Here is a 24282-nt window from a genome sequence, read left to right on the forward strand (position 1 = left end):
TCATGCATGTCAGGTTTTTCACCAGTCTTCTGTTATCAGCGACAGTGGTTGCAGGGGCAGTTCAGGCCCAGCAGGCATCCGACACGATAGCCCCGGAAAAGGCGACAGGCACGACCACCGCTGCCCGAGTAGAGACGAAAAACTACATGGTCGCCGCAGCCAATCCGCTGGCCGCCGAGGCTGGCCGAAAGGTGATAGCCGATGGCGGCAATGCCATTGATGCCATGGTGGCCGTGCAGACGGTGCTGGGGCTGGTAGAGCCACAAAGCTCCGGCCTGGGTGGCGGCAGCTTCCTCGTTTATTACGATGCCACGGCAAACAAGATCACCACATTCGATGGGCGCGAAACCGCGCCGATGGAAGCGACGCCAAAGCTGTTCCTTGATGAAACCGGCCAGCCGCTGAAGTTTCTGGATGCGGTGATTGGCGGGCGCTCCGTCGGTACGCCTGGCACAGTGCGATTGCTTTCCGATGTGCACAAGAAATACGGCACGAAACCATGGGCCGGTCTTTTCAGCCCCGCTGAAAATCTTGCGAAAGACGGCTTCCAAGTCTCACCCCGCCTTGCATCCCTGATTGCATCGGACGGAGACAGGCTGAAGAAATATGAAGGAGCGCGTGGGTATTTCTACGATGCCGACGGCGCGCCGCTGAAGGCAGGTGCCGTGCTCAAAAACCCCGCCTATGCGCAAACGCTGAACACGATCGCGACCAAAGGGGCGGATGCCTTTTACAGCGGGCCGATTGCCGAGGCGATTGTCAAAACGGTTCGAGAAGCGAGCGGCAACCCCGGCGTTCTGTCTCTTGCCGATCTGGCGAACTATCGCACGAAAGAGCGCGAGCCGGTCTGCGCCAAGTATCGCGCGCTTGATATTTGCGGCATGGGACCGCCCTCCTCCGGTGCCGTCGCCGTGGGTCAGATATTGGGCGTTATCGAAAACTTCGACATCAAGGCGCTTGGCCCTGACAATGTCGAAAGCTGGCGTTTGATTGGCGATGCGCAGCGCCTGGCCTTTGCCGACCGCGAACGCTATCTGGCAGACCCGGATTTCATGCCGCTACCGATCAAGGGGTTGCTGACAAAGGATTATCTCGCCACCCGCGCCTCCCTGCTGGATGGAGACAAGGCACTTGCTCCCGATGCCGTCAAAGCGGGCGAGCCGACATGGGATCACGCGCTGCTGTTCGGTCGTGGCCCGGCGCTGGAAATGCCGTCCACCAGCCACTTTGTGATTGTTGACAAGCAGGGCAACGTTCTCTCCATGACGACGACCATCGAAGGCGGCTTCGGCTCACGCCTGATGACCAACGGCTTTTTGCTGAACAACGAACTGACGGATTTCTCCTTCAAGACCCATGATGGCAGCTTGCCGGTGGCCAACCGCGTGGAGCCCGGCAAACGTCCACGCTCCTCCATGGCACCGACAATCGTGATGAAGGATGGCAAGCCGCTGATGGCCATCGGCTCACCCGGCGGCAGCCAGATCATCGGCTATGTCGCGCAGGCGCTGATTGCCTATATCGACTGGGGCATGCCGGTGGAAAAAATCGTCGCACAACCGCATCTCATCAACCGCTTCGGCACCTATGACATCGAAGCCGGGACGGATGCGGAGAAATTCGCAGAGCCACTGAAAGCAATGGGTTACGAGGTAAAGCCGGGCGAGATGAACTCCGGTCTGCACGCTATAGAAATCACCGCCAACGGCCTCGTCGGCAGCGCCGATCCGCGCCGCGAAGGCGTGGCTGTGGGTGAATAGAATCGCTTCCGTGGAGGGTAGGTTTGCGCTAGAGATCTGGCATGAAAAACGTGCCTGATTTCCTCCGCATCGACACCAACACACGCTCGGTTTCGCTAGACGCCCGCAACCCCGCTTTCTACAGCGACCCCAACGCCGTCTACGCGGCGTTGCATGCGCACTGTCCCACATTTTACTGGGAGGAGCAGAAGCAATGGTTCTTCACCGGCTATGACCATGTGAACGCATTGCTGCGTGACCGCCGATTCGGTCGGCAAATCCTGCATGTCGCAACCCGTGAAGAACTGGGCCTGCCGCAGCCTCTCGAACACGTCCGTCATTTCGATGCCGCCGAACGCCATTCGCTGCTGGAGATAGAGCCGCCGGAACACACGCGGCTGCGAACGCTGGTAAACCGCGCCTTCGTCTCTCGCCATGTCGAGAAGATGAAGCCGGAAATCGAAGCGCTCGCCAACGGGCTAATCGATCGCTTCGAAAAAGACGGCAAGGCGGAGCTGTTGTCATCATTCGCCGATATCATTCCCGTGACAATGATTGCGCGGATGATCGGCATTCCGGAAGAAATGGGCCCACAACTACTGAAATGGTCGCATGCCTATGTCGGCATGTACATGTTCAAACGCACCCGCGACGATGAACTGGCCGCAGACATCGCCGCACAGGAATTTGCGGATTACGTGCGAAGTGTCATTGCAGAGCGGCGCGCGGAACCGAAAGACGACCTGCTCAGCCACATGATCCATACGGAGCATAAAGGCCAGTACCTCACCGACGACGAATTGATTTCGACCACTATCGTTCTGCTCAACGCCGGTCACGAGGCCACCGTCCACCAGATCGGCAATTCGGTTCGCGTCATCCTCGAAAGCGGGAGCGACCCTGCTCTCCTCTTTCACGACGAAAAATCGACCGAGAGAACAGTGGAAGAAACGTTGCGCATCGGTGCACCCGTTCACATCTTCCAACGCTGGGCGCTGGAAACGGTCGAGATCGATGGCATCACCTTCAAGCGCGGCGACAAAGTCAGCCTCATCTTAGCCGCCGCCAATCTCGACCCACAGAAATTTACCAACCCGCTCACCTTCAAACCGGACCGCGCAGAAGCTCCAAACCTCTCGTTCGGCGCGGGCATCCACTTCTGCATCGGCGCGCCGCTGGCAAGGCTGGAGCTCAACATCGTGCTCCCGTTGCTGTTCAAGCGCTTGCCGGGGCTACGAATTGCGGAGCGGCCGACGGTGAAGGACGTGTATCATTTCTACGGACTGGAGCAGCTTGATTTGGTGTGGTGATGCGGACTTTTTTCTTGTTGCCAATCCTGTATGATATTCATACAGGATACCGACGAGGCGAATTTCGTGGCGAGCAAATCCAAAAAGAACACAGACGCGGCGCGTCTTCAAACGTCTGACTCTCTTAAGGAAAAGCTTGAACGCTTAGCCAAAGAAATAGGCGCACTTACAGCGGCAGACACAAACTCTCCAACAACAAGTGCAGCTAAACCGAGACGCGTACCAGGTCGTTTTAAGGGAGCGCTCGTTGTCGGACCGCAGTTCTTCGAGCCCTTGACTGACGATGAACTCAAAGAATTCGCAGCTGAATGAAGTATCTGTTGGATACGCATACTTTGCTGTGGTGGCTCAGTGATGATGAGCAGCTTTCGGTGCAAGCGCGATCAATAGTCGCTGACGCAGAAAACGAAATATACGTCAGCGCCGCATCCGCTTGGGAAATCGCGACCAAATTCGCAAAAGGCCGGTTGCCAACCGCGTCGCTCATACTTCCAGACTTCGCAGGCGTTATCCAGCAGGAAGGCTTTATAGAGCTTCCGATCAACAGCGCTCACATGGTTCGAAGCGCCATGTTACCCGGTGAGCACCGTGACCCCTTTGATCGCATTCTCGCGGCTCAGGCAATTATCGAAAACATGGCGCTAATATCCATCGATGAGAAGATGCCGTCTCTTGGTGTACTGACGCGCTGGTAGGCCCTCACAACCTCACGACATAATCCTTGCGCGTCGTCTCCACCACTTCCCACGTTCCTTTGAAACCCGGGCGGATGATGTGGCGGTCTCCGGCTTTGAGGTGGATGGGTTGGCTGTCGTTTTCGGTCAGGATCGAGTGGCCTTCGAGGATATTGAAATATTCCCACTCGTCATATTCGACGCGCCATTTGCCGGGCGTGGATTGCCAGATTCCGGCGTAGATGCCGCCGGTGGCTTCCTCGATGTTCCATGTGGTGAACTTCGGGTTGCCTGAAATCAGCCGGTCGGGTGCTGGTGCACCGTCTTCTGGCTGGATCGCGGCGAGATCGCCATCTGGCTTGAAGTTGAGAATGTTCGTCATGAGCGGCTTTCCTGATTTGATATGGTCATCGGGAGGTCTGCCGGATTACTCCAGCAGAAACGCCCGGAAATCATTGACATTCGTTCCGGTTGGCCCTGGCACGAAGAGGTCGCCTGCGAGGTCGAAAGCGGACCATGCGTCGTGGCCGGCAAGAAGTGCGCGGGCATCGCCGCCTGCAGCGCGAATGCGGGTGATGCTATCGCCATCGCAGAACGCGCCTGCGTTGTTTTCCGAACCGTCGATACCGTCCGTATCTGCCGCAAGAGCGGTAAGGCCCGCTATCCCTTGGAGATCGAGCGCGGCAGAGAGCAGCAGTTCAGCGTTGCGTCCACCTTTGCCGTAGCGACCGCTGCCGATCGTCACCGTGGTTTCACCACCGGAAAGCAGCAGCAGCGGCTTGTCGAACGCGCCGTTTACGGAAAATTCCCGTGCGAGCGCCGCATGCATACGGCCTATGTCCTTCGCCTCACCTTCAATGGTGTCGGAGAGGATAAGAGGATGCACGCCCCGCTGCCGGGCGAGCTCTGCCACAGCGTTGAGAGAGACGCGTGACGAAGCGATGACGTGGACTTCGTTTACAGCAAAAATCGCATCCGTCGGTTTCGGCGCGGTCGCCTGACGGATGCTTTCGATCATCCGTTCTGGCAGGTCGATTCGGTAGGCTCGGATGGTGCGCAAAGCTTCGTCGGCATTGCTTTCATCGGGCACGGTCGGACCAGATGCCACGAATGCCGGGTTGTCGCCGGGGACATCTGACACAACCAGAGAAACGACGCGAGCGGGATAGACCAGCGCGGCAAGTCTGCCACCCTTGATGCGGGAGAAATGCTTACGCACCACATTCATCGCAGAAATAGGCGCGCCGGATGCCAGCAGCACTTCATTGAGGGCGATCTCATCCGCCAGTGTGAAACCCTCGGGCGGTGCGGGCAAAAGAGCCGAGCCCCCACCGGATATCAGCGCGATGACCAGATCATCCGCTGTCAGCCCTCGAACATGCGCCATCAGCGACTGCCCGGCATAAAGGCCGGCGTCGTCCGGGACGGGGTGTGCAGACTGGAGAACCTTGGTGCTGTGACATTCTGCGATCGGGCCGTGGCGCGCAACGACCAGCCCGTCGAACGGATGCGGCCATGCGCGCTCGAACGCCTGCGCCATCTGGCTTGCCGCCTTGCCTGCACCGATGACGATGGTGCGGCCTTTTGGACGCTCCGGCAGGTGACTTAAGATCGCCTCATAGGGGTCAGCCGCTTTGACCGCTGCGAAAAACAACTCCTCCAGCAAAGCGCGCGGATTGGAAATCAAATCGGTCCTCCATCAGGCATCTAACGTGGTGTTTCGCCGACACAATGACGGGCACCGTCCGGCAGGGCAAGGTCATCTCGTTGAACTTCGCACGGAGTTACGCGTTGGCCCTAACAGCAAAGACTTGCAAAACGAGGGGGATGGCATGTCCAACACCGAAAATCTGGGACCGGAATATCACGACGATAAAAACAAGGACCGCTTGCGCGGTCGCAAGATCATATGGTCGCGCCGCAAATCCAGCCCCTGGACGTTCACGATGCTGATCATCGTGGTGTTGATCGTGGCCGCGGGTGCAGTTGCGGTGACCTACCTCGTCAATTCGCATCCGGGAAAACCGGAGGCAAACCCGACGATAGATACTCCTGCAGCGCCGTAATCCGCCACACTCACACCAACAGTTGCGCGCCGAATTGCGCTTCATAGAGGCGGCTGTAAGGCCCCTTGGAAGCCAGAAGCGAGTGGTGATCGCCGGTTTCAACAATGCCGCTTTCATCCACGACCACGATGCGTGACGCGTCGCGGATCGTTGCCAGCCTGTGAGCGATAACCAGCGTCGTGCGGCCCTTGGCGAGCTCTGCGAGCGATTGCTGGATGGCTCTTTCCGTTTCCGTATCGAGAGCGGATGTTGCCTCGTCCAGAATGAGAATCGGCGGGTTTTTCAGGAACATGCGTGCAATCGCCATGCGCTGTTTCTGACCGCCGGAGAGTTTCACGCCCCGTTCACCGATAACAGTGTCCATGCCATCAGGCATATCCTGGATGACGCTGTCCAGTCTGGCTCTGCGCGCGGCCTCCCAGATATCCGTTTCATTTGCACCGAGACGCCCATATTCGATGTTTTCGCGGATCGTTCCGCCAAACAGAAACACGTCCTGCTGTACAATGCCGATCTGGCTGCGCAGCGACGCAAGCGTCATGTGCCTGATATCGATGCCATCGATGCTGATCGAGCCGCCCGTGACTTCATAAAAACGCGGTAGCAAGGAGCAGAGCGTGGTCTTTCCCGCGCCGGATGGACCAACGAAAGCAACCGTTTCGCCCGCCTTGATCGTCAAATCAATGTTGCTGAGAACCTGCTTTCCATCGCTATAGCCGAAGCTCACATCCTTGTATGTGATTTCGCCACGCAAGGCCGGTGCAACGATAGCGTCGGGTGCATCGGCAATATCCGGAGCGGTATCGATCAGTTCTGTAAACCGACGAAAACCGGCAATGCCCTTGGGATAGGTTTCGATGACGGAATTGATTTTTTCGACCGGGCGGAAGAACACATTGACCAGCAGCAGAAAGCCGATGAACCCGCCACTCGTCAGATCGCCAGTAAGGACGAACCATGCGCCGCAGATCATGATGATCATCTGCGTCAGACGCATGCTCATGTAACTCAGCGACGTACTGGCCGCCATGATCTTGTAGGCGTTGAGTTTGGTCTGACGGTAGTTCTGATTATCCTGCTCGAACAGCGCGCGCTCGTGATCTTCGTTCGCAAATGCCTGAACGACACGCATGCCACCGACATTTTCCTCAATGCGTGCATTGAACGCGCCGACACGGCCATAGAGCGCGCGGAAATTATTGGTCATGCGGGCACCGTAGCGGCTCGTCACCCATGCCGTGACAGGCACGATGGCGGCGGTGATCAGCGCCAGCGGTACATTGACCGACATCATCAGCAGGAAAGCGCCGAAAAAGGTCATGATGGCAATGAACAGGTCTTCGGGGCCGTGATGCGCCACCTCGCCTATTTCTTCGAGATCCTTGGTGAGTCGCCCCACCAGATGACCGGTTTTCTGATTGTCGAAGAACCGGAAGGACAGCTTCTGCAAATGATCGAACGCATGTCTGCGCATATCCGTTTCGATATTGATGCCCAGCATATGTCCCCAATAGGTGACAGTCGCCATCAGCCCTGTGTTCAGCACGTAGATCACCAGAAGACCGATGGATGCCATCATGATGAGCTGCCAGTCACCCGCTGGCATCAACACATCCACGAAGACCTTGACCGCCATGGGGAACCCGAGTTCCAAAAGGCCGGAAAGCACGGCGCAGGAGAAATCGAGAATGAACAGACCCCGGTAAGGGCGGTAGTAGGAGAAGAAGCGGCGAAGCATGTTTTTGTCCATAACGGCGCGAAGCCGCCGTAAAGTTGTAAAATCAGCCTTCAACTCTCATATTTGTTTCCAGAGGCCAAGGCGCGTTGCGTTATTTTTAAGAAAATGCCCCGATTAAATGAGCGAACACTATAAAAACGAAATGGTGATGTAATATGTTGTAAACTGTCCACTAAATGATGACAGAATACGATCCATTCGGGGAATGCGAAAGAGACGCCGTTTTGACGAAAATCGACAATCATAGAAAAGGCGGAGAGCCGCGTTGGCTAAGTCCGGCCACCCATGCTCGTACTGCGCTCGTACCGTCCATTTCGGCCGCCCGCTGGCTTCTGTTTCTGATTGTCGCTGCTGGCATCTATTTCTTCTATGGCTTTCTTGTGCCGGTCTTGGCCGCACTCGTCATCGGTTTTGCCAGCTGGCCTGTTTATCGTGAACTGCTTCGTCGCGTCGGCGGCAACACCACGGTGGGCGCGACAATCGCGCTGCTTCTCATCATCGCTTTCCTCATCGTTCCCATTTTCATTGCCGCCTCCTACACGGCCAGTGAAGTCCGCGAATGGTTCGGCTGGGCCGTCGAAGTCAACAAGACCGGCGCTCCCGTACCCGAATGGATTGCCGCCCTGCCCGGCCTTGGCGCATGGATGAGCGAGCAGTGGGTTCGCTACATCGGCACACCCGGTGCCATCGGCGAAGTCATCCAGCTCGTCAGCGGTGCCAATATCGGCAATATCTACCGCGCCATCGTGGCCGCTGGTAATGGTGCCTTCCACCTTATCCTGACACTGCTTTTCATGCTGATTGCACTGTTTTTTGTCTATCGCAACGGCGTGAGCTTCGCGAGGCAGATCGACCTGGTTGGAGAGCGCATCCTGCCGACTCGCTGGGAGCGCATTTCCCGCGTCGTTCCCGCCACCATCAGCTCCACGGTCACAGGCATGACGCTGATCGCCATCGGTGAAGGCATCATTTTGGGCATCGCCTACTGGATCGCGGGCGTTCCCTCGCCCGTCACGCTGGGTGTTTTGACCGGTGTCATGGCGCTCATTCCCGGTGGTGCACCGCTGTCCTTCACGCTGGTGTCCGTCTATCTCGTTGCCAGCGGTTCCGTCACCGCAGGTATCGCGCTATTCGCTTGGGGCTCTATCGAGCTTTTCATTGTCGACAAAACCATCCGCCCGCGCCTTGTCGGCGGCCCCATCAAGCTGCCGTTTCTGCCGACCTTCTTCGGTCTCGTCGGTGGTGTGAAGACAATGGGGTTCCTCGGCCTGTTTATCGGCCCGGTCCTTATGGCGTTGCTGGTTGCAGTGTGGCGTGAATGGGTGCGCGAAGTGGAAATTTCGGCAATCGAAGCCGAAATGACCGAGGCCACGGCGGAGATAAATGAACCTCCACCGCTACGAAAGACGGCGATCTAATCGGCTTTAGAGCTTCAATTCCATGAACATGCTCAGAGGGTCTGGCTTATAGGGCGGGAAGGGTTCGATTTCCACGAAGCCCGCCTTGCGGTAGAGGCCGATCGCTTCCGGCTGGCTGATTCCGGTTTCCAGACGAATGGCCGATAGTGCCAGCCCCTGCCCGCGCGCGATAACAGCCTGCATCATCAACTTACCGATGCTGAGACCACGCGCTTGCGGATCAACGAACATACGTTTGATTTCAGCCGTGCTATCCCCCGCTTCCACAAGTGCGCAGCAGCCGACGATCGTGCCATCATTTCGCGCCACGAAGAATGACGCATTCGGCTTCTCAAGCGCATCGAGATCCACCATGTGGTTGCTTTCCGCGGGATAAAGCGAAGCCATGTAGGTGTTCGACATCTCCATGAGGCTTTGGATTTCCGGTTGGCGCGGATGCTCGAGTTTGATTTCGACTAACATGGTAATTTCCGTTAATTTTTCTGAATGCCCAACTGTTCGTCGCAATAAGACTGCAATTGCGTTAGATCACTCCGGTTTGTAGGATTCTCCGGCCAGAGGCAACAGAGCGAAAATGCGAACAGCGCTTGTTTTAATGACCATTCTCGGCTGCGACGACAGCGCGACCGATTGCCAGCACATCGCCACGCTTCAACAACGTTGGACGAGCATAGAACTGTGCGATGCCGAATCGGAAAAGCAGCTCGGCAATTTCGCGAACGCGTCCTATCCGGTCATCGTCGCCGTGTGCCAGACACCCGAAACGCCAAAGAACGAAACGGCGAAAGCCGATGCACAGACGCCGGATGTATCGGGCGTCGCACCTGCTCTCGCACCGCAGGAAGAACAGACCCTGACACAACGCGCCATTGGCCGCGTGCGCAAGATTTTGCCCTCCACGGAAGGTGTCAAGGAAGTGCTTGGCAAGCCGGTGCGCATGGTGGAAGACAGCTATTCATGGATCGCCCGGCGCTTCACTAAATAAGTTTACGCTGCTTCCGCAACCAGATCGATTGCCAGAGAACGCGCACGCTGCCGTTCCTGAGTAATCTGCAATTTCTCGACCATATGCAGAAGCTCACGCATCGTGGCGTCACCATCCACATGCGCAAACTTGGCCAGCAGTCCCGACGACAGGTCTGCGACGGGATTGGCGTAAGGCGCATCGGATGCGTTGCGCCACAGCAGCGTCGCCTCCATGAAGATGTCGAGCACCGCGCCGAACAGACCGGTTGAGTGATAGAGAGCTTTCAGCGCGTGGTGCCGGCCTGTGGCGAGAATGGAGCGGACTTGTCGCTCCTCCAGTCCCGACAGGTTGGAGATGGCCTGCGCAAAGAAATCCAGCTTACCCGAGCAAAGCGTGTTCATCAGAAAAGCTGGCGTCAGCCCACCGCCGGCACGCAAATGTTCGACCAGCATGGGCGTGGCTTCGCCCGTCGCGTCCCCGGCAATCAGCACCGTTGCGGTTTCGGATGCGTCACGAATGACGCCAAGTGCACGGTGCGGAGTCATGGCGTAACAAACCAGATCGGACGCTGCCAAGGCCGCGCCGATATGCCCGACGAGTGCGTAGCGAACATCGGCTGGAAGGTCATCGCGCCGCAGCAGCAGGTCGCGAATCTCGGCTTCCTGTGCATGACGTTCGGCGATACGCCGCAACGTGAAAGGCGTTATGCAGGCGCTGCGGTTTTCCAGGAGAACGGAAAGTTCAAGAAGCTCGCCGATCTCGGAAAGGGCAGCGCAAGCGCCAGCTTCCAGATAGGGACGCGCAGCAATCATCGCCCGCGTGATGGGAGTGCCGTTGCCCACGAGGTCGACCAGATCCGTGTCCCGCAGTACCGGCGAATGGATGATGACGAGACAGGCGATTTCCGGCTGATCTTGAGCCAGAGAGAAAATGATGTGCCTTGGCGCTTCGTCTGAATAAGCAAGCGCTTCCGCCAGAGCGAGCCGCACCTTGGGTGAAGGATCATCCAGCAGATACGTCATCGCGTCATGCGCGCTGTCATATCGATCCAGAGGCAAAGAGGATTGCAGATAGGCTTTGGCAAGCGTGGTGGCTGCCTTCGACCTGTCGGTCGACCCAGCTTTTTCAGACCAACGAAAAAATGCTTTTACGATCACCCTGCGCCCCACCAACAGACAATGCCGACTGCTTCAGCAGGATAGATTCGAAACGAATCCATCCCTGCCATCCACAGCCGACACTAGGAGCAAAAGGTTTACGTTTGGTTCACCATATAAATTAACCGGTTGAAGATGGGCGTCGTCAGCGCGTGCCCGGCCGGGCAAGCTGGAAGACGTCCGCACCGCCGTCGCAATAGTCCCTGTAACCCATGCGGGCGACGGGCCGTGCGCGACTCATGTCGATGCGACCATTTTCGATCACCGACTCATTGATATGAATACCAACGACCTGCCCGAAAACCACCCAGGACTCGGACTCGGTACCGTTGACATCAATCGGTCGAATAATCTGTGTCACCCGGCATTCCAGAGCCGCGAAGGCTTCAGCGACATAGGGCGCATCCACAAGCTTGCCTTGCTTGGCCGTCAAGCCAGCAATCTCGAATTCATTCACGCCATACTCGACGGGAGCGGACGACGAGTTCATCTGCTCTACTAGGTTGCGGCTGACCAGATTTGCGGTGAAGACGCCGCTTTCCTCGACATTGCGCACACTGTGCTTATGGCCGCTGGACGAAAACATGATCAGTTTCGGCGTGTCTGAAACGGCGTTGAAGAACGAATAGGGCGCGAGATTGAGCGAGCCGTCACGGCCTTTCGACCCGATCCAGCCAATCGGCCGCGGTGAAACAATGGCCTTGAACGGGTCGTGAGACAGACGATGACGATTGGTGTCGGTGGTGTAAAACATCAAGCCTCACCGACCCACGTTACGACGTCTGCAAGTTCAGGTCGCGGCCGCTCTATCGGCGGGAAGGTCGTGGAACCAATGTGAATAAAGCCAGCGATTTTTTCGCCAGACTTCACACCCAGTTCCGGCCAGATGTCTTCATCAAAGGAAACCCACTCGGACAACCAGTTGGCGGCATATCCGTAGGCATTGGCAGCCATCAGCATGTTGAGGCAGACAGCGCCCGCCGACATGATCTGTTCCCACTCGGGAATTTTGGCGTGAGGTGCCGCTGTGCTGACGACGGCAACGACCACGGGTGCGCGGGTAAAGCGGGTGCGCTCGACCTCCTGCTGGTCTGCGCCAATATCCGGCGTCTTTTGGAGTGAGAGCTTCAACGCCGCCTCGCCCAACCGCTCGCGCTCCTCACCGCGATAAACGATGAAGCGCCACGGTGCGAGCTTTCCATGGTCGGGTACACGGACTGTGAGGCGCAGGATATCTTCTAGTTCGGCCCGGTCCGGCCCCGGTTCTGCCAGTTGCAACGCCGGGGTGGAACGGCGAACCTTCAGGTAGTCGAGGAGCGTAATATTATCTTTCATCTCAGAACCGATCCATTCTCGTACATATGAAATTATGGGCCTTGAAATCGCCACCGCGTTGGGCTTGAAGTGGTGCCAGAAAAACAAGAAGTCAATCCGGTTGAGTAAAATGACATCCATCAAAATTGCGGCAGGCCTTTCCATGGCGCTCGTTTCGGCCGTGCTTGCGCATGGTGTCGCGTTTTCGCAGGACGCGTTCAAGGATTTCAAACAACTGGGCGGTACGCCGAAGATGCCGAAGCTGAATGCGTTTACCGCACCTTCCGCACCTGATACCGAGAAAACCACGTCACGCGATATCGTGATGGAAGCAAAGTTGACCAATGACGGCCAGCCGATGATGGAGGGACTTGCCTGGCGCGTGTTCAGCCCGATGCCTGGCCCTGATGGAAAACTGCCGATGCTGGCAAGCTCCGATGGCGGCTCAGCCGAGTTCCACCTGTCTCCCGGCGACTATTTCGTCAATGTATCCTTCGGTCGCGCAGGCGTAACGAAAAAGCTCAACATTCCCACCAGCGGCAAGATCGAAAAGCAGGTCCTGATCCTCGACGCAGGCGGCTTCGTCTTGAATGCGGTGGCCGGGACCGACAAGCGGATTTCGCCCAACCAGCTCAAATTTTCGGTCTATTCTTCCGACACGCAGGAAGATGGTGAGCGCCGTCTGGTGATGTCGGACGTCAAGCCCAACACCGTCATCCGACTAAATGCCGGCACCTACCACGTCGTATCCGAATACGGCGGCATCAATGCCGTCGTGCGCGCTGATATTCAGGTGGAAGCGGGCAAACTGACGGAAGCGACGCTCCAGCACCACGCCGCACAGGTCACGCTGAAACTCGTATCCGAACACGGCGGCGAAGCCATTGCCGATACGGCTTGGTCGGTGCTGACCGGCTCCGGCGACATCGTCAACGAAAGCGTCAGCGCCTTCTCCACCATGGTCCTTGCCGACGGCGAATACACCGCCATCGCCCGCAACAAGGACAAGGTCTACCAGCGCACGTTCAAAGTGGCCGCCGGTAGCGACTCGGACGTGGAAGTGCTGATGAAGGACCAAGCCCCGGAAGAGACGACTGGCGATTTTGAGTGACGCTAGTCACATCTATTCGAAATCTTCGTCCGGCTCCTGTGTGGGAGTCAGAGGCCGCATCCTGCCGTGCTTTATTGCAACAATCTCAATGACATCGGCTTTTCGCGTATAGTCCATCAGGTAGTCACCGAACACCCACGTCTTTTATCCGGGAACGGGAAGCTCTTCGCTTTCCTTGCCCATGCCTGGAAAGGTTTCCAGATTGCTCCGCGCATCCATAAAGGCGTTCGTAAAACGCGTTGCAGCAGCGGGACTTCTGCTTTTTAGATACTGAACTTCGTTTCGCAGATATGTCGCTGCAGAACGCGAAATAATGACGCGCATCAGGCAGCCTTTTCGGACGAAACTCTTTTTAAATCAGCGATGACATCATCGACGTTCTCATGATTGCCATCATCGATTTCTTGCCGCCCCTGCCTGACAGCGAGAATGTCGGCACCTTCGTTCAGCAGATACGTTTTGAGCGCTCGCACGATGATCCAACTGCGAGACCGCTCGGTTGTTTCAGCTATGGCTTCAATTTCCGCCAAAACTTCCTGCGGAATGCGCAGGGTGATGGGATTGGAAAGAGCTTGCTTTGTCATTCAATCCTCCTGAAATCTGTATTTCATTGTAATACAAATCAATCTTATGGACCATAAAAAAATACCCCCGGAACTGGGTTCCGAGGGTGACTGATTAGCATACCGATTTCGAGACCTTAGGTAGACGTTACGCAGCTTTCGCCTTGGCAACCTTCGCCGCACGCTTGCGCTTCACGTCAGGTGGTGTTGCTTCATCCACCAAGTTCGCAATCGCTTCATCCAGCGCATATGATGTCTGAGCCTGCGAGCCCAAGCGGCGGATGTTGACGGTGCGTTCTTCGGCTTCCTTTTTACCGCAGACGATGATGACCGGGACCTTGGTGACCGAGTGTTCGCGGACCTTGTAGTTGATCTTCTCGTTGCGGAAATCGGTTTCGACCGATAGGCCCGCATCGCGCAGAGCTTCGGCGACTTCACGACCGTAATCGTCAGCATCAGAGGTAATCGTGGCGACGACGACCTGCTGAGGCGCGAACCAAAGCGGCATGTGACCGGCGAAGTTCTCGATGAGAATGCCGAGGAAGCGTTCCATCGAGCCGCAAATGGCGCGGTGGATCATGACTGGCTGGCGCTTTTCGGAGGCCTGATCGATATAGAAGGCACCGAAGCGTTCCGGCAGGTTGAAGTCGACCTGCGTGGTGCCGCACTGCCATTCGCGACCGATGGCGTCCTTTAGCGTGTATTCGAACTTCGGACCGTAGAACGCGCCCTCGCCCGGCAGAATGTCGGTCTTGATGCGGCCTTCGGACTTTTCTTCGATGGATTTCAGAACATCGGTCATGACGCTTTCAGCGCGATCCCAGACTTCGTCGGAGCCGACGCGCTTTTCAGGACGCGTGGAGAGCTTGACCACGATTTCCTCGAAGCCGAAGTCCTTGTACACCGACAGGATGAGATCGTTGATGCGCAGGCATTCCGCCGCCATCTGCTCTTCCGTGCAGAAGACGTGCGCGTCATCCTGCGTGAAGCCGCGAACGCGCATAAGGCCGTGCAAAGCGCCGGATGCCTCATAGCGATGGACGTTACCAAATTCCGCAAGTCGAACAGGCAGTTCTCGGTAAGACTTCAACCCATGTTTGAAGATTTGAACGTGGCCGGGGCAGTTCATCGGCTTCAGCGCGAAGACGCGGTTATCCGCTTCCTCATCCTTCGGATGGGTGAAGGCATAGGCCGATTTTACGGCGAACATGTTTTCCTGGTACCAGCCCCAGTGACCTGATGTTTCCCACAGCGAAGCGTCCAGCACCTGCGGCGCGTTGACTTCCTGATAGGTGCCTTCAAGGTTGCGGCGCATATAGGCCGTCAAAGTCTGGAACATGCGCCAGCCCTTGCCGTGCCAGAAAACCACGCCCGGACCTTCTTCCTGAAAATGGAACAGGTCCATTTCGCGGCCCAAACGACGGTGATCGCGCTTTTCGGCTTCGGCAAGAATGTGGAGATACTGATCCAGCTCTTCCTGTGTCGCCCATGCGGTGCCGTAGATGCGTGTCAGCATCGGGTTGTTGCTATCGCCGCGCCAATAGGCACCGGCAACCTTCATCAGCTTGAAGGCCGTGCCGATTTGTCCAGTGTTCGCCATATGCGGGCCACGGCAAAGGTCGAACCAGTCGCCCTGATAGTAGATCTTCAGGTCCTGCCCTTCGGGAATCGCATCGATCAGTTCGATCTTGTAGTTCTCGCCCTTGGCAGCAAAAACTTCCTTGGCCTTTTCACGCGACCAGATTTCGCGCGTAAACGGCTTGGACCGACCGATGATCTCCTTCATCTTCTTTTCGATCTTCGGCAGATCTTCCGGTGTGAAGGGCTCGTTCTTGGCGAAGTCGTAATAGAAGCCGTTTTCGATGACGGGGCCGATCGTCACCTGCGTGCCGGGCCACAGTTCCTGAACCGCTTCGGCCATCACGTGGGCTGCATCATGGCGGATCAGTTCAAGCGCACGCTTGTCATCGCGGGTGACGATTTCGATCTTGCCATCGATGATGGTGTCGGAAAGGTCGCGCACAGTGCCATCCAGCGCAATCGCGACGGCCTTCTTTGCAAGCGACTTGGAAATGGATTCGGCAACATCGCGCCCGGTCGTGCCGGGAGCATACTGGCGTACGGAGCCATCGGGAAATGTGAGGGAAACGGCGTCAGACATTATAATTCTCCTGTCCAGTCCCGCCAACGAATGCGGGTGGTTTTCATGTGCAGTGATAAGTAAATGCTTACTTATTCGACGCGGCTTTTTAACCGCGTTCTACCGATGGGTAAAGTCAGTTTGCTTCGCGCGACTTCGACGCGTGAAAATACCGCCACGGCGTGTACCACTTCTGCCGCGATGCCAACCTCTCCGCCACAGGATCAAGCCCGCTGGTACCACCCGGCCCGCAACGGGCGACGCGGAACAGGGTCAACCAGCCACCGGCCCAAAAGCCATGCCGGGCAAAGGCCTCATAGCCATATTCGGAACAAGTCGGGATATGACGGCAGGAATTGCCGACGAAACCGGAAAAGACGAGTTGGTAAAAGCGAATGAAGCCCATGCCCAGCAGACGACCCGGTGTCTTGCGAAACGGTCCTGACCAGTTGCGGGAACGTACTCTTGTGTGTTGGCAGTTCGGCTCGTTGCACACGGCTCAGGCCGGAACGCGCTGATCTGCCTCGATCTGGTCGAGACAGTCGCAGATCGCGTCGAAGGTCAGCATAGTGGAAGCGTGGCGAGCCTTATAGTCCTTGACGGGCTTAAGAACACGCATGTCTTCAAAGCGACCATTCGGACCATCGCCATCAGTCGTCAACATTGCCAGCATATCGGCCCGTGCCTTGCGCACTTCATTGCTGGTCGCGCCGACGACGTGATGGGCCATGATGGATGAGGAGGCTTGGCCCAAAGCGCAGGCGCGTACCTCATGCGAAAAATCCGTTACCACTCCGTCGCGCAGCTTGATGTAAACCTTTACCTTCGAGCCGCAGAGCTTCGAATGTTTCTGCGCGCTGGCATCCGCATCCGGCATATCTCCCGTCAGCGGAATGTTGCCTGCGAACTCCAGAATGCGGTTGTTGTAAATGTCATCCATGTGATCGTCCATTTGCGCAGGATTGATTTTTCAAACACTGCGTCTTCAGTGGTAAGGCTTTTCTGCGTGCCGTCATCATTATATGTTATGAGACACCAGCGTCATCAAGGTGCAGCGATTTTAATCGTCGCACATCGAAAAAGCGATGACAGACTTGCCAAATTGCCTGAAAACAACCAGATAGCAGGCGCGGCATCTTTACAAGTCATGCCGTAACCAAGTTCAGGTGCGGCGTTTCAACCGCATCGGGAGACCCAAGAGATGGATGCAATCGTGAAGAATTTCCCCGGTGCAGGCACACCCAACGGTGCAGCAGACCTGCGCCCTACGCAGGCGGAAGCCGAAGATGCCGTGCGCGTTTTGCTACGCTGGGCGGGAGATGATCCCAACCGCGAAGGGCTGCTCGACACGCCAAAGCGCGTGGCGAAATCATACCGTGAACTGTTCAGCGGTTATGATCTCGACGCAAGTGACGTGCTGGGAACGACATTCGAAGAAGTCGGCGGTTACGACGACATCATTCTGGTACGCGACATCCCGTTCCATTCGCATTGCGAACACCACATGGTTCCGATTGTCGGCAAGGCGCATGTCGCCTATCTGCCGGCGGGCCGCGTGTTGGGACTTTCCAAGATCGCCCGCGTCGTTGAAATCTACGGTCGTCGCTTGCAGACGCAGGAAACAATGACGGCGCAGATTGCGAACGCGATCGAAACCACGCTGAAGCCACGCGGCGTGGCCGTGCTGATCGACGCCGAACATATGTGCATGTCCATGCGCGGCGTGCGCAAGCAGGGCTCGACAACGCTGACGACCAGCTTCACCGGTACATTCAAAGCCGAAGCCGCACAGCAGGCCCGGTTCATGACCATGGTCTACAGCCGCTGATCCCAGCACCAACCTTATAAAGCGACGGCGGAAAACCGCCTCGCTTCCAGTGCTCCAAGTTTACTCATGCGTCTGAATGTCCGAAGCTATTCGAACTTTCGGACATTGCTGCAATGGAGGTTCCATGTCGTCAACATTTCCCCCCGCCCCTGCGGATAAGGAAACACTCGAATCGGCGGGTTCGTTCTCGCCCAAGTTCGATGCACATGGCCTCGTCGCCGCCGTTGTCACGGATGTAAAGGGCGGTGAATTGCTGATGGTGGCGCATATGAATGCGCAAGCGCTGTCCTTGACGCTCGAAACCGGCATCGCACATTACTACAGCCGCTCTCGCAATAAGATTTGGAAGAAGGGCGAAACGTCCGGCAATCTCCAGACAGTGCAGGAAATCCGCACGGACTGCGACCAGGACGCCGTTTGGCTGAAAGTCTCCGTGGCTGGCCACGATGCGACCTGCCACACGGGCCGACGCTCGTGCTTTTATCGCACGGTCACGCTGGAAAACGGCAAGGCCGTAACCACGATTACGGATGATGTCAGGCATTTCGACCCAGCAAAAACCTATGGTTCGCCCGAAAATCTCCTCACAAAAGACTGATCTTTTTTGTCCTGTCTCGTTTCGCTACGAAATCATAGGATTTGCGCGGTATACTGGCACCTCGTGCATCTGCTTGGGAGTGGGAATAGATGTTGGGTTGGGGACTAAATCGCGAAAATTCGGCGGCAACGGCGAGTTTGGAAAAGATCGAGCAGCAAACTCCTGCCCAGACACCTCGAATTCCTGCAAACCGCATTGCGCTGGCACTCGGTGGCGGCGCGGCACGCGGATGGGCGCATATTGGAGTTCTGCGGGCGCTGGATGAGGCTGGCGTCAAAATCGGCATGATCGCGGGCACATCCATCGGTGCGCTGGTGGGTGGCTGTTATCTCGCAGGCAAGCTGGACGAACTCGAGGAATTCGCGCGTTCTCTGACGATGCGCCGCATCGCGGGTCTACTGGACCTCACGATTGGCGGCGGCGGATTGTTTGGTGGGATGCGGTTGACCAAGCGCATGCAGGAACACCTCGTGGGCCTCAATATCGAAGACCTCGAACATCCCTTCATCGCAGTCGCGACAGAGCTTAAAACCGGTCATGAGGTGTGGGTGCATCAGGGCGATCTGATCACGGCCCTTCGCGCGTCCTACGCACTGCCCGGCATTTTCGAGCCGGTGCGCTGCAATGGTCGGACGTTGATCGACGGTGCGCTGGTCAACCCTGTTCCGGTTTCCGTCTGCCGTGCCTACGAGCAGGCGCTGGTGGTGGCGGTGAACCTCAACTACGATATTTTCGGTCGCTCCGCCGTCGTCAAACACAGCGCTGGTGCGTGCAGCCAGGAAACCACCGTGAAGACGCCAGCCGAGCCATCATCGCGCATCGGCTTGCCGGGCGTTATGGTGCAGGCTTTCAATATTATTCAAGACAGAATTTCACGCGCCAAGCTGGCGGGCGACCCGCCGGATCTGACGTTGCATCCGCGCATCAACCACATTGGTCTTTCAGAGTTTCACCGAGCTGCCGAATCGATAGAGCGCGGATACGAAGAAACGCGCTCCCGAATACCGGAGCTGCAACGTATGCAGCAGGTGTTTCAAACCTGATAGCCTAGAACCCTATCCAGCGATATAAGCCTTGATGTGTTCGGCTTCCGCCTCGACTTCGCTGATGCGCGCCTTAACGACGTCACCGATGGAGATAATGCCAACCAGACGACCGTCTGCCTCTACCGGCAGATGTCGGAAACGACCTCCTGTCATCAGTTCCATCAGGTCATCGGTGCTTGATCCCTCATGACAGCGCGTGACGTTCTTCGTCATGGCGTCGGAAACCTTGGTCTGCAGAGCAGCCGAGGCATTGGCTGCGATGGCCTTGACCATGTCACGTTCTGTGAAGATGCCGAGAATGGCACCGGCGTCATCGGTAACGACGACAGCACCGATGCGGTGTTCATGCAGGGTAATCGCGGCGTCGCCCAACGACAAATCCGGCCTGACCGTAACGACATCACGGCCTTTGAGGTCGAGAAGTTCTTTCACAAATATCGCCATGTTTCCTCCTGTCCGGCTGATCTTTGAACCACGCGCAATGTCTCCTCCACGGCGCAGGCGGTTCACTTACATGCCGATGGTGCGCCACGAGCCTATGGAAAGCAATAAATTTCCGTGGGCTAAAAAGCTTCAATCGATTGAGAACAGCCGCAAATGCTTAGGCACGCGGGATGATCTTGCGATCAAACAGGCCGAAGAAGAGGAAACCGAGCAAGAACCCGAAAATATGGGCGTCCCAGGCAACCTCGCCGCCGACATCCCCCATAAGCGGAATGCCGAAAGCAATGAGCAGATTGCCGAACAGCCACATCAGAGTGAAGATGAGGACCGTGCGATTGGAGAGCGATTGAAGAATGCCTTGCCTCGGCAACAGGTGCCCGATGGACGGGTGGTACCCGCCACCATGCGCGGGAAACACGAAGCGGCACGCCGCGCCCATCAGCGCCGACACCACACCGGATGCGCCGATCAGCACCGTGGCGTCCCCCCAGTGGAGGAATGTATGTCCGAAGGCGGCAACAGCGGCAGAGACACACCAGAGCAAAGTGAAACGCAATGTGCCTATTCGGCGCAGAACCGGAGCGCCAAACGCCATCAGCCACAGCCCGTTGAAAAGGATGTGCTCTATGCCACCGTGTAAAAACGAATATGTGATCGGGGTCCAGAGCCACTCCATTCCCTGTTGCGACAAGGGCGTGGCGTAGCGCAGAGGAATAAAGCCGAAGGTAAAGATGAACCAGCCATAACCATCGTCGGACAACACATAAGTTGAAACGACATGTACCGCGATCAATAGGCCGATGACGGCCACGAGAGCGCCAGGCAGATTGAAAACCGGTGTTTTCTGACGGACCTCCGGCGGCGCTGCATCATTCGCCTGTGGTGTCTCACCCTCGTTGTCCGTCATTGGCAGATCTTCCTTCCCGTCGCGTCCGTATGTTCTCGAGCAATATAGTAACGCTGCGGGAAAAAGAAGCGCCGACGATACGTCACGGCTGCAACCAATAAAGGCTGCGAGGGATTGTGATGACCGAGCGCGTGGCATGAAAATCGCAAGGACATCTTCAGCACCGCAAATGAACGCGGCATCTGTTTCGAATTGGAACAGGTGCCCTGCGGGACGGAGACTATGTCATGAAGACGAATGAAAGCCTGGAGATTTACTCCTATTGGAACGAAATTCGGGGCAATCGCCCTGCACCGCTGCGTGGCGAGATCGATCCCTCGCAAATTCGCCATGTGCTGCCCGACCTGTTCGTTCTGACCGACCTGGGTGATGACGCTCCCGTGTTTCGTTTAACGGGCACGCGCCTCTATAATCTCTTCTGTCGTGAATTGCGCGACACGCCGTTTTCCATGATGTGGCAGCCGGAGGCCGCTTATGAAGCATGCCGCATCGCCAATGGCGTGTTTCAACATGAGAGGCCGGTTATTTTCGATCTTTGGGCCGAAAGCGCCAGCGGCCATACCGCCCAGGAATTCGAAATGCTGCTTCTGCCGCTGGAGGCCGAAGCGCACTTCCCGTCGCGTTTGCTAGGCGCTCTTGTCTCCGACCCACCACTGGCAGATTTCGGCCAGCCGTTCAAACCTCTGGAGCTGACACGAAGTCGACTGCTGGAGGCACCAGCCTCCTATACATTCGTTGAACCTGCGGCATTTGATAGCGCTATCAACAGATCCGTCTTTTTATGAGAATGCATGCGAATATTCGCAGGTTATTGCGGAACGGTCTGTTAACTCGACACATATAAAGGAGAGTGATCATCCCTCTTCATTGTGCCGCTCATGTTCTCATCTCGATCAACCACTGTCGCCTTTACCGCACGCACTGCGGAACCGAACCCTGTCGAGGTTGTGTCGGTTGGTTTGTCAGGTCGGTTGATGGTTCCTTCGCAGGAAGAGTATGATTGCACCGCCAATGAGATGACGGCTGAGACCGCGCGCATCACATGCTTCGTTCGCCCCAGAAACGGCGATCGCATCATTGCCTATCTTCAGCACATTGGTCGCATCGAGGGCATCGTCAAAGCACTGACGGCGGATGGCTTCACCATTGCCATCATGGCGACCGAACGCAAGCGCGAAAAACTAGCGGCGCAACTGGCATGGGTCGCCAAGCGTCAGGCTCTTGGTCTGCCGGAAGACCGCCGTCATGACCGCCTGACACCGCGCAACCCAATTGCCGATCTTCTGCTCAGCGATGGCAATATCGCCCAATGCCGCATCATCGACCTTTCGCTATCAGGCGCAGCTGTCGAGATCGATGTTCGTCCGGCGCTTGGCACAAATGTGCGGCTTGGCAACATGGCTGGCCGCATCGTTCGCCATTTCATGGAAGGCGTGGCGATCGAATTCGATTCCGTGCAGTCACGCGATGCGCTGATCGAGTTTCTCTGACACTCCAAAATTTTTGCTCGACATAACCGGCAGCGCCTAGCGTGAGCCGGTTTTTTTGTGCCTTTAACTGGCCTCAGACCGAGGTTCACGCACAGTCCCTTCCTGAGACAGCACGCGAAACCGCGCAAACAAGCTGCGCCATTGTGGGAAAATGAAAATATTTTCGAGAAAAAGCAGAAAAACAGCCTCGAAATGACACAAATAAGACAATCAGAGGTAGAAATATACACCCAATGATTGATTTCGACGCATGGGAATCACATATGCGGTCGCTGAAGTATAGTCAAAGAATAGTTTAAACGTGCCACCACCCCTTAAATTAGCACAGCGCCATTAACCAGAGCGCTCCATAAATTACAGTTTTACAATGACTTAATAGGAATTTTTCACTGAAATTTCTAATCGAAACGATAAAATTCTAATCAAATTTTCTTCAAATACAGATCAAAACTAATTCAAATAAAACGCTGTTTTTCCTAAATTTAACATCGAATTTGAGCGCCGTTATTTGCGGGCGGTCAAAATATCGCTGGCATTCTTCTCCTTACAACGGGGAGACAAGAAATGAAAAAAATTAGCCGTTTCGGATTTTTGATCGCAACATTGATCGCAGGTGCATTTGCGGGACAAGCAGAAGCATCGCCAGCCGCAGCAATGCGCATCATGGGCAAGGCCAACCCGCCGATTGGTCATTATGAATTCTGCCAGACATATCAGAGCGAGTGCCAGCCGACATCTGCCGACAGAGGCCCGCTGAGACTGACGGAAGAAAACTGGAAGATGATCCTGGACGTGAATTACACGGTCAACACCACGATCACGCCAATGACAGATATGGAAATTTACGGCGTTGAAGAACGCTGGGCTTACCCGACGACGGTAGGCGATTGCGAAGATTACGTTCTGCTGAAGCGCAAGATGCTGATGAACAAGGGCATCTCCCCGTCTGACCTGCTGATCACGGTCGTTCTTCAGCCAAATGGCTCCGGCCACGCAGTTCTGACAGTTCGCACCGACCGCGGCGACTTTATTCTCGACAACCTGCGCAACAAGGTCATGGACTGGTCCGAGACGGAATACACCTACCTCAAGCGCCAGGACAGCACCAACCCCGGCCGCTGGGTCAAAATTCAGGATGGCCGCGCTGTGAACGCTGTCGCCGGCATCAAGGGATAAGTGAGGCTGGGCGGTTAGCCCACGCTCGACGCATGCTTATGGCCGGTCCAGTCACCCCGTTGGACCAGACCGTGCCAGAGCCGGTTCCGTTGCCCCGGACCGGCTCTTTTTTTGTCTATAACAGGCCGAGTTCAGCCAGTTCGCGCCGCAGATCGGACGGCAGATCGTCGGACATGCCTGCCCCGCCCAAATCACGCGGGGCTTCCTCAGGCTTCAGGTAGCGCCAACCCTGAAACGGCCGCTTGGGTGCAGGCGAGGTCTCGATGACCTCCGGCCCAAGCACTAGGTCGCAGCGGCTAATACCGTCTTCCCCTTTGAACGAGCGGACATCCAGAAGTGTCTGGCGCGCCTGAACCTGGCCCTTGATGACCCAATAGAGCGAGCCGCCATCCAAGAGCTCTTCTGCGCGTTTGGGAAACATGCGTGTGGTGTGGACGCTGTGCGGTTCCAGCCCCGCTGAAATCGCCGTGAGGGCGCGTTGGGAAACCCACTCGCGCAAATCCTCGATGGAATCAGCGCCAACACAAAGCTTGATAAGATTTAGAGACATGCGGCCTATCAAGGCCGTTTCGGCTCGTGCGTCAAGCATTGATAAG

29 protein-coding genes are annotated in these 24282 nt (G+C 56.5%); 14 read left to right on the forward strand and 15 right to left on the reverse strand.

Annotated elements, in window-relative coordinates; translation table 11 throughout:
- The first annotated feature begins 2 nt into the window (after window positions 1-2).
- The 4 genes from ggt to DSM25558_RS02050 all read left to right on the forward strand — a co-directional run bounded on the left by ggt (window position 3) and on the right by DSM25558_RS02050 (window position 3744).
- On the forward strand, window positions 3-1760 hold the full coding sequence (ggt, locus tag DSM25558_RS02035) for a gamma-glutamyltransferase (protein ID WP_077101237.1): 1758 nt from the start codon (window positions 3-5) through the stop codon (window positions 1758-1760).
- Window positions 1761-1801: 41 nt separating this feature from the next.
- Complete coding sequence (locus DSM25558_RS02040) at window positions 1802-3049, forward strand: cytochrome P450 (RefSeq protein ID WP_077101239.1); 1248 nt, start codon at window positions 1802-1804, stop codon at window positions 3047-3049.
- A 66-nt stretch (window positions 3050-3115) separates the two neighbouring features.
- A complete protein-coding gene (locus DSM25558_RS02045) occupies window positions 3116-3361 on the forward strand; it encodes a hypothetical protein (protein ID WP_143239981.1) in 246 nt (81 codons plus the stop codon).
- 8 nt (window positions 3362-3369) lie between these two features.
- Window positions 3370-3744 carry a type II toxin-antitoxin system VapC family toxin gene (locus DSM25558_RS02050; protein ID WP_244554086.1) on the forward strand — a complete coding sequence of 125 codons (375 nt, stop codon included), beginning with the start codon at window positions 3370-3372 and terminating at the stop codon, window positions 3742-3744.
- A gap of 4 nt (window positions 3745-3748) precedes the next feature.
- Here the strand turns inward: DSM25558_RS02050 and DSM25558_RS02055 are convergent, their stop codons facing one another.
- Together DSM25558_RS02055 and DSM25558_RS02060 are read right to left on the reverse strand one after the other, a co-directional pair.
- Window positions 3749-4105 carry a cupin domain-containing protein gene (locus tag DSM25558_RS02055; RefSeq protein ID WP_077101245.1) on the reverse strand — a complete coding sequence of 119 codons (357 nt, stop codon included), beginning with the start codon at window positions 4103-4105 and terminating at the stop codon, window positions 3749-3751.
- Between the two features lie 45 nt (window positions 4106-4150).
- Complete coding sequence (locus tag DSM25558_RS02060) at window positions 4151-5410, reverse strand: glycerate kinase type-2 family protein (RefSeq protein WP_077101247.1); 1260 nt, start codon at window positions 5408-5410, stop codon at window positions 4151-4153.
- A 145-nt stretch (window positions 5411-5555) separates the two neighbouring features.
- Here DSM25558_RS02060 and DSM25558_RS02065 point away from each other — a divergent pair, with 145 nt between their 5' ends.
- Complete coding sequence (locus tag DSM25558_RS02065) at window positions 5556-5789, forward strand: flagellar basal body-associated FliL family protein (RefSeq protein WP_103584193.1); 234 nt, start codon at window positions 5556-5558, stop codon at window positions 5787-5789.
- Between the two features lie 10 nt (window positions 5790-5799).
- Here the strand turns inward: DSM25558_RS02065 and DSM25558_RS02070 are convergent, their stop codons facing one another.
- A complete protein-coding gene (locus DSM25558_RS02070) occupies window positions 5800-7527 on the reverse strand; it encodes an ABC transporter ATP-binding protein (protein ID WP_077101494.1) in 1728 nt (575 codons plus the stop codon).
- A 224-nt stretch (window positions 7528-7751) separates the two neighbouring features.
- Here DSM25558_RS02070 and DSM25558_RS02075 point away from each other — a divergent pair, with 224 nt between their 5' ends.
- Window positions 7752-8945 (forward strand): AI-2E family transporter, encoded by a 1194-nt coding sequence (locus tag DSM25558_RS02075; RefSeq protein ID WP_077101496.1) that lies wholly within the window; start codon window positions 7752-7754, stop codon window positions 8943-8945.
- Window positions 8946-8951: 6 nt separating this feature from the next.
- Here the strand turns inward: DSM25558_RS02075 and DSM25558_RS02080 are convergent, their stop codons facing one another.
- Window positions 8952-9407, reverse strand: a complete 456-nt coding sequence (locus DSM25558_RS02080) for a GNAT family N-acetyltransferase (protein WP_077101249.1) — start codon at window positions 9405-9407, stop codon at window positions 8952-8954.
- Between the two features lie 112 nt (window positions 9408-9519).
- Here DSM25558_RS02080 and DSM25558_RS02085 point away from each other — a divergent pair, with 112 nt between their 5' ends.
- Window positions 9520-9930 (forward strand): hypothetical protein, encoded by a 411-nt coding sequence (locus tag DSM25558_RS02085; RefSeq protein WP_077101251.1) that lies wholly within the window; start codon window positions 9520-9522, stop codon window positions 9928-9930.
- A 2-nt stretch (window positions 9931-9932) separates the two neighbouring features.
- On the opposite strand, the gene DSM25558_RS02090 is transcribed toward DSM25558_RS02085, so the two are convergent.
- The 3 genes from DSM25558_RS02090 to DSM25558_RS02100 form a co-directional block, all read right to left on the reverse strand.
- Window positions 9933-11084 (reverse strand): DUF2336 domain-containing protein, encoded by a 1152-nt coding sequence (locus DSM25558_RS02090; protein ID WP_077101253.1) that lies wholly within the window; start codon window positions 11082-11084, stop codon window positions 9933-9935.
- Window positions 11085-11214: 130 nt separating this feature from the next.
- A complete protein-coding gene (locus DSM25558_RS02095) occupies window positions 11215-11823 on the reverse strand; it encodes a flavin reductase family protein (protein ID WP_077101255.1) in 609 nt (202 codons plus the stop codon).
- Entirely contained in the window at window positions 11823-12404 is a 582-nt protein-coding gene (locus DSM25558_RS02100) for a nitroreductase family protein (RefSeq protein ID WP_077101257.1), read from the reverse strand. Before DSM25558_RS02100 ends, DSM25558_RS02095 begins: the two co-directional genes overlap by 1 nt.
- A 109-nt stretch (window positions 12405-12513) precedes the next feature.
- On the opposite strand from DSM25558_RS02100, the gene DSM25558_RS02105 reads away from it, so the two are divergent.
- Window positions 12514-13494 carry a hypothetical protein gene (locus tag DSM25558_RS02105; RefSeq protein WP_077101498.1) on the forward strand — a complete coding sequence of 327 codons (981 nt, stop codon included), beginning with the start codon at window positions 12514-12516 and terminating at the stop codon, window positions 13492-13494.
- A gap of 144 nt (window positions 13495-13638) precedes the next feature.
- On the opposite strand, the gene DSM25558_RS27670 is transcribed toward DSM25558_RS02105, so the two are convergent.
- From DSM25558_RS27670 to DSM25558_RS02130, 5 genes are all read right to left on the reverse strand, one after another.
- Window positions 13639-13818 carry a type II toxin-antitoxin system RelE/ParE family toxin gene (locus tag DSM25558_RS27670; protein ID WP_083716269.1) on the reverse strand — a complete coding sequence of 60 codons (180 nt, stop codon included), beginning with the start codon at window positions 13816-13818 and terminating at the stop codon, window positions 13639-13641.
- On the reverse strand, window positions 13818-14078 hold the full coding sequence (locus DSM25558_RS02115; protein WP_077101259.1) for a CopG family ribbon-helix-helix protein: 261 nt from the start codon (window positions 14076-14078) through the stop codon (window positions 13818-13820). The genes DSM25558_RS27670 and DSM25558_RS02115 overlap by 1 nt, the downstream gene beginning before the upstream one ends.
- Window positions 14079-14205: 127 nt before the next feature.
- Window positions 14206-16218 carry a threonine--tRNA ligase gene (gene thrS, locus DSM25558_RS02120; RefSeq protein ID WP_077101261.1) on the reverse strand — a complete coding sequence of 671 codons (2013 nt, stop codon included), beginning with the start codon at window positions 16216-16218 and terminating at the stop codon, window positions 14206-14208.
- A gap of 115 nt (window positions 16219-16333) precedes the next feature.
- On the reverse strand, window positions 16334-16693 hold the full coding sequence (gene yidD, locus DSM25558_RS02125; protein WP_077101263.1) for a membrane protein insertion efficiency factor YidD: 360 nt from the start codon (window positions 16691-16693) through the stop codon (window positions 16334-16336).
- Between the two features lie 3 nt (window positions 16694-16696).
- Entirely contained in the window at window positions 16697-17137 is a 441-nt protein-coding gene (locus tag DSM25558_RS02130; protein ID WP_077101500.1) for an iron-sulfur cluster assembly scaffold protein, read from the reverse strand.
- Window positions 17138-17398: 261 nt separating this feature from the next.
- Between DSM25558_RS02130 and folE the strand changes: the two genes are divergently transcribed.
- The 3 genes from folE to DSM25558_RS02145 all read left to right on the forward strand — a co-directional run bounded on the left by folE (window position 17399) and on the right by DSM25558_RS02145 (window position 19666).
- Window positions 17399-18025 carry a GTP cyclohydrolase I FolE gene (folE, locus tag DSM25558_RS02135; protein ID WP_077101265.1) on the forward strand — a complete coding sequence of 209 codons (627 nt, stop codon included), beginning with the start codon at window positions 17399-17401 and terminating at the stop codon, window positions 18023-18025.
- A 124-nt stretch (window positions 18026-18149) separates the two neighbouring features.
- Window positions 18150-18623, forward strand: coding sequence for a phosphoribosyl-AMP cyclohydrolase (hisI, locus tag DSM25558_RS02140; RefSeq protein WP_077101267.1), 474 nt, complete (start codon window positions 18150-18152; stop codon window positions 18621-18623).
- Window positions 18624-18712: 89 nt separating this feature from the next.
- Window positions 18713-19666: a patatin-like phospholipase family protein gene (locus DSM25558_RS02145; protein ID WP_077101269.1), complete on the forward strand. Its 954-nt coding sequence runs from the start codon at window positions 18713-18715 to the stop codon at window positions 19664-19666.
- 12 nt (window positions 19667-19678) lie between these two features.
- On the opposite strand, the gene DSM25558_RS02150 is transcribed toward DSM25558_RS02145, so the two are convergent.
- Complete coding sequence (locus DSM25558_RS02150) at window positions 19679-20113, reverse strand: CBS domain-containing protein (RefSeq protein WP_077101271.1); 435 nt, start codon at window positions 20111-20113, stop codon at window positions 19679-19681.
- A 157-nt stretch (window positions 20114-20270) separates the two neighbouring features.
- Window positions 20271-21020: a rhomboid family intramembrane serine protease gene (locus DSM25558_RS02155; RefSeq protein ID WP_077101273.1), complete on the reverse strand. Its 750-nt coding sequence runs from the start codon at window positions 21018-21020 to the stop codon at window positions 20271-20273.
- 227 nt (window positions 21021-21247) lie between these two features.
- On the opposite strand from DSM25558_RS02155, the gene DSM25558_RS02160 reads away from it, so the two are divergent.
- The 3 genes from DSM25558_RS02160 (at window position 21248) to DSM25558_RS02170 (ending at window position 23686) form a co-directional block, all read left to right on the forward strand.
- Window positions 21248-21805: a PAS domain-containing protein gene (locus tag DSM25558_RS02160; protein WP_077101275.1), complete on the forward strand. Its 558-nt coding sequence runs from the start codon at window positions 21248-21250 to the stop codon at window positions 21803-21805.
- Between the two features lie 93 nt (window positions 21806-21898).
- Window positions 21899-22510 (forward strand): PilZ domain-containing protein, encoded by a 612-nt coding sequence (locus tag DSM25558_RS02165; protein WP_077101277.1) that lies wholly within the window; start codon window positions 21899-21901, stop codon window positions 22508-22510.
- A 564-nt stretch (window positions 22511-23074) separates the two neighbouring features.
- Window positions 23075-23686 (forward strand): transglutaminase-like cysteine peptidase, encoded by a 612-nt coding sequence (locus tag DSM25558_RS02170; protein ID WP_077101279.1) that lies wholly within the window; start codon window positions 23075-23077, stop codon window positions 23684-23686.
- Window positions 23687-23801: 115 nt separating this feature from the next.
- Here DSM25558_RS02170 and DSM25558_RS02175 read toward each other — a convergent pair whose 3' ends face one another.
- Window positions 23802-24236 carry a DUF1489 family protein gene (locus DSM25558_RS02175; RefSeq protein WP_077101502.1) on the reverse strand — a complete coding sequence of 145 codons (435 nt, stop codon included), beginning with the start codon at window positions 24234-24236 and terminating at the stop codon, window positions 23802-23804.
- Between the last annotated feature and the right edge of the window lie 46 nt (window positions 24237-24282).

Origin of the sequence: Agrobacterium sp. DSM 25558 (assembly GCF_900100825.1) — a bacterium.
Taxonomy (GTDB): domain Bacteria; phylum Pseudomonadota; class Alphaproteobacteria; order Rhizobiales; family Rhizobiaceae; genus Agrobacterium.

Bases quoted from the DNA above. Each gene is read 5' to 3' on its own strand.
- DSM25558_RS02145 (WP_077101269.1), top strand. From the start codon at position 18,713: ATGTTGGGTTGGGGACTAAATCGCGAAAATTCGGCGGCAACGGCGAGT.
- DSM25558_RS02085 (WP_077101251.1), top strand. From the start codon at position 9,520: ATGCGAACAGCGCTTGTTTTAATGACCATTCTCGGCTGCGACGACAGC.
- hisI (WP_077101267.1), top strand. From the start codon at position 18,150: ATGTCGTCAACATTTCCCCCCGCCCCTGCGGATAAGGAAACACTCGAA.
- DSM25558_RS02155 (WP_077101273.1), bottom strand. From the start codon at position 21,020: ATGACGGACAACGAGGGTGAGACACCACAGGCGAATGATGCAGCGCCG.
- thrS (WP_077101261.1), bottom strand. From the start codon at position 16,218: ATGTCTGACGCCGTTTCCCTCACATTTCCCGATGGCTCCGTACGCCAG.
- DSM25558_RS02040 (WP_077101239.1), top strand. From the start codon at position 1,802: ATGAAAAACGTGCCTGATTTCCTCCGCATCGACACCAACACACGCTCG.
- DSM25558_RS02150 (WP_077101271.1), bottom strand. From the start codon at position 20,113: ATGGCGATATTTGTGAAAGAACTTCTCGACCTCAAAGGCCGTGATGTC.
- DSM25558_RS02175 (WP_077101502.1), bottom strand. From the start codon at position 24,236: ATGTCTCTAAATCTTATCAAGCTTTGTGTTGGCGCTGATTCCATCGAG.
- DSM25558_RS02160 (WP_077101275.1), top strand. From the start codon at position 21,248: ATGAAGACGAATGAAAGCCTGGAGATTTACTCCTATTGGAACGAAATT.
- DSM25558_RS02080 (WP_077101249.1), bottom strand. From the start codon at position 9,407: ATGTTAGTCGAAATCAAACTCGAGCATCCGCGCCAACCGGAAATCCAA.
- ggt (WP_077101237.1), top strand. From the start codon at position 3: ATGCATGTCAGGTTTTTCACCAGTCTTCTGTTATCAGCGACAGTGGTT.
- DSM25558_RS02095 (WP_077101255.1), bottom strand. From the start codon at position 11,823: ATGTTTTACACCACCGACACCAATCGTCATCGTCTGTCTCACGACCCG.
- DSM25558_RS02100 (WP_077101257.1), bottom strand. From the start codon at position 12,404: ATGAAAGATAATATTACGCTCCTCGACTACCTGAAGGTTCGCCGTTCC.
- DSM25558_RS02115 (WP_077101259.1), bottom strand. From the start codon at position 14,078: ATGACAAAGCAAGCTCTTTCCAATCCCATCACCCTGCGCATTCCGCAG.
- DSM25558_RS02070 (WP_077101494.1), bottom strand. From the start codon at position 7,527: ATGCTTCGCCGCTTCTTCTCCTACTACCGCCCTTACCGGGGTCTGTTC.
- DSM25558_RS02055 (WP_077101245.1), bottom strand. From the start codon at position 4,105: ATGACGAACATTCTCAACTTCAAGCCAGATGGCGATCTCGCCGCGATC.
- DSM25558_RS02065 (WP_103584193.1), top strand. From the start codon at position 5,556: ATGTCCAACACCGAAAATCTGGGACCGGAATATCACGACGATAAAAAC.
- DSM25558_RS02105 (WP_077101498.1), top strand. From the start codon at position 12,514: ATGACATCCATCAAAATTGCGGCAGGCCTTTCCATGGCGCTCGTTTCG.
- DSM25558_RS27670 (WP_083716269.1), bottom strand. From the start codon at position 13,818: ATGCGCGTCATTATTTCGCGTTCTGCAGCGACATATCTGCGAAACGAA.
- DSM25558_RS02130 (WP_077101500.1), bottom strand. From the start codon at position 17,137: ATGGATGACATTTACAACAACCGCATTCTGGAGTTCGCAGGCAACATT.
- folE (WP_077101265.1), top strand. From the start codon at position 17,399: ATGGATGCAATCGTGAAGAATTTCCCCGGTGCAGGCACACCCAACGGT.
- DSM25558_RS02170 (WP_077101279.1), top strand. From the start codon at position 23,075: ATGAAAAAAATTAGCCGTTTCGGATTTTTGATCGCAACATTGATCGCA.
- DSM25558_RS02165 (WP_077101277.1), top strand. From the start codon at position 21,899: ATGTTCTCATCTCGATCAACCACTGTCGCCTTTACCGCACGCACTGCG.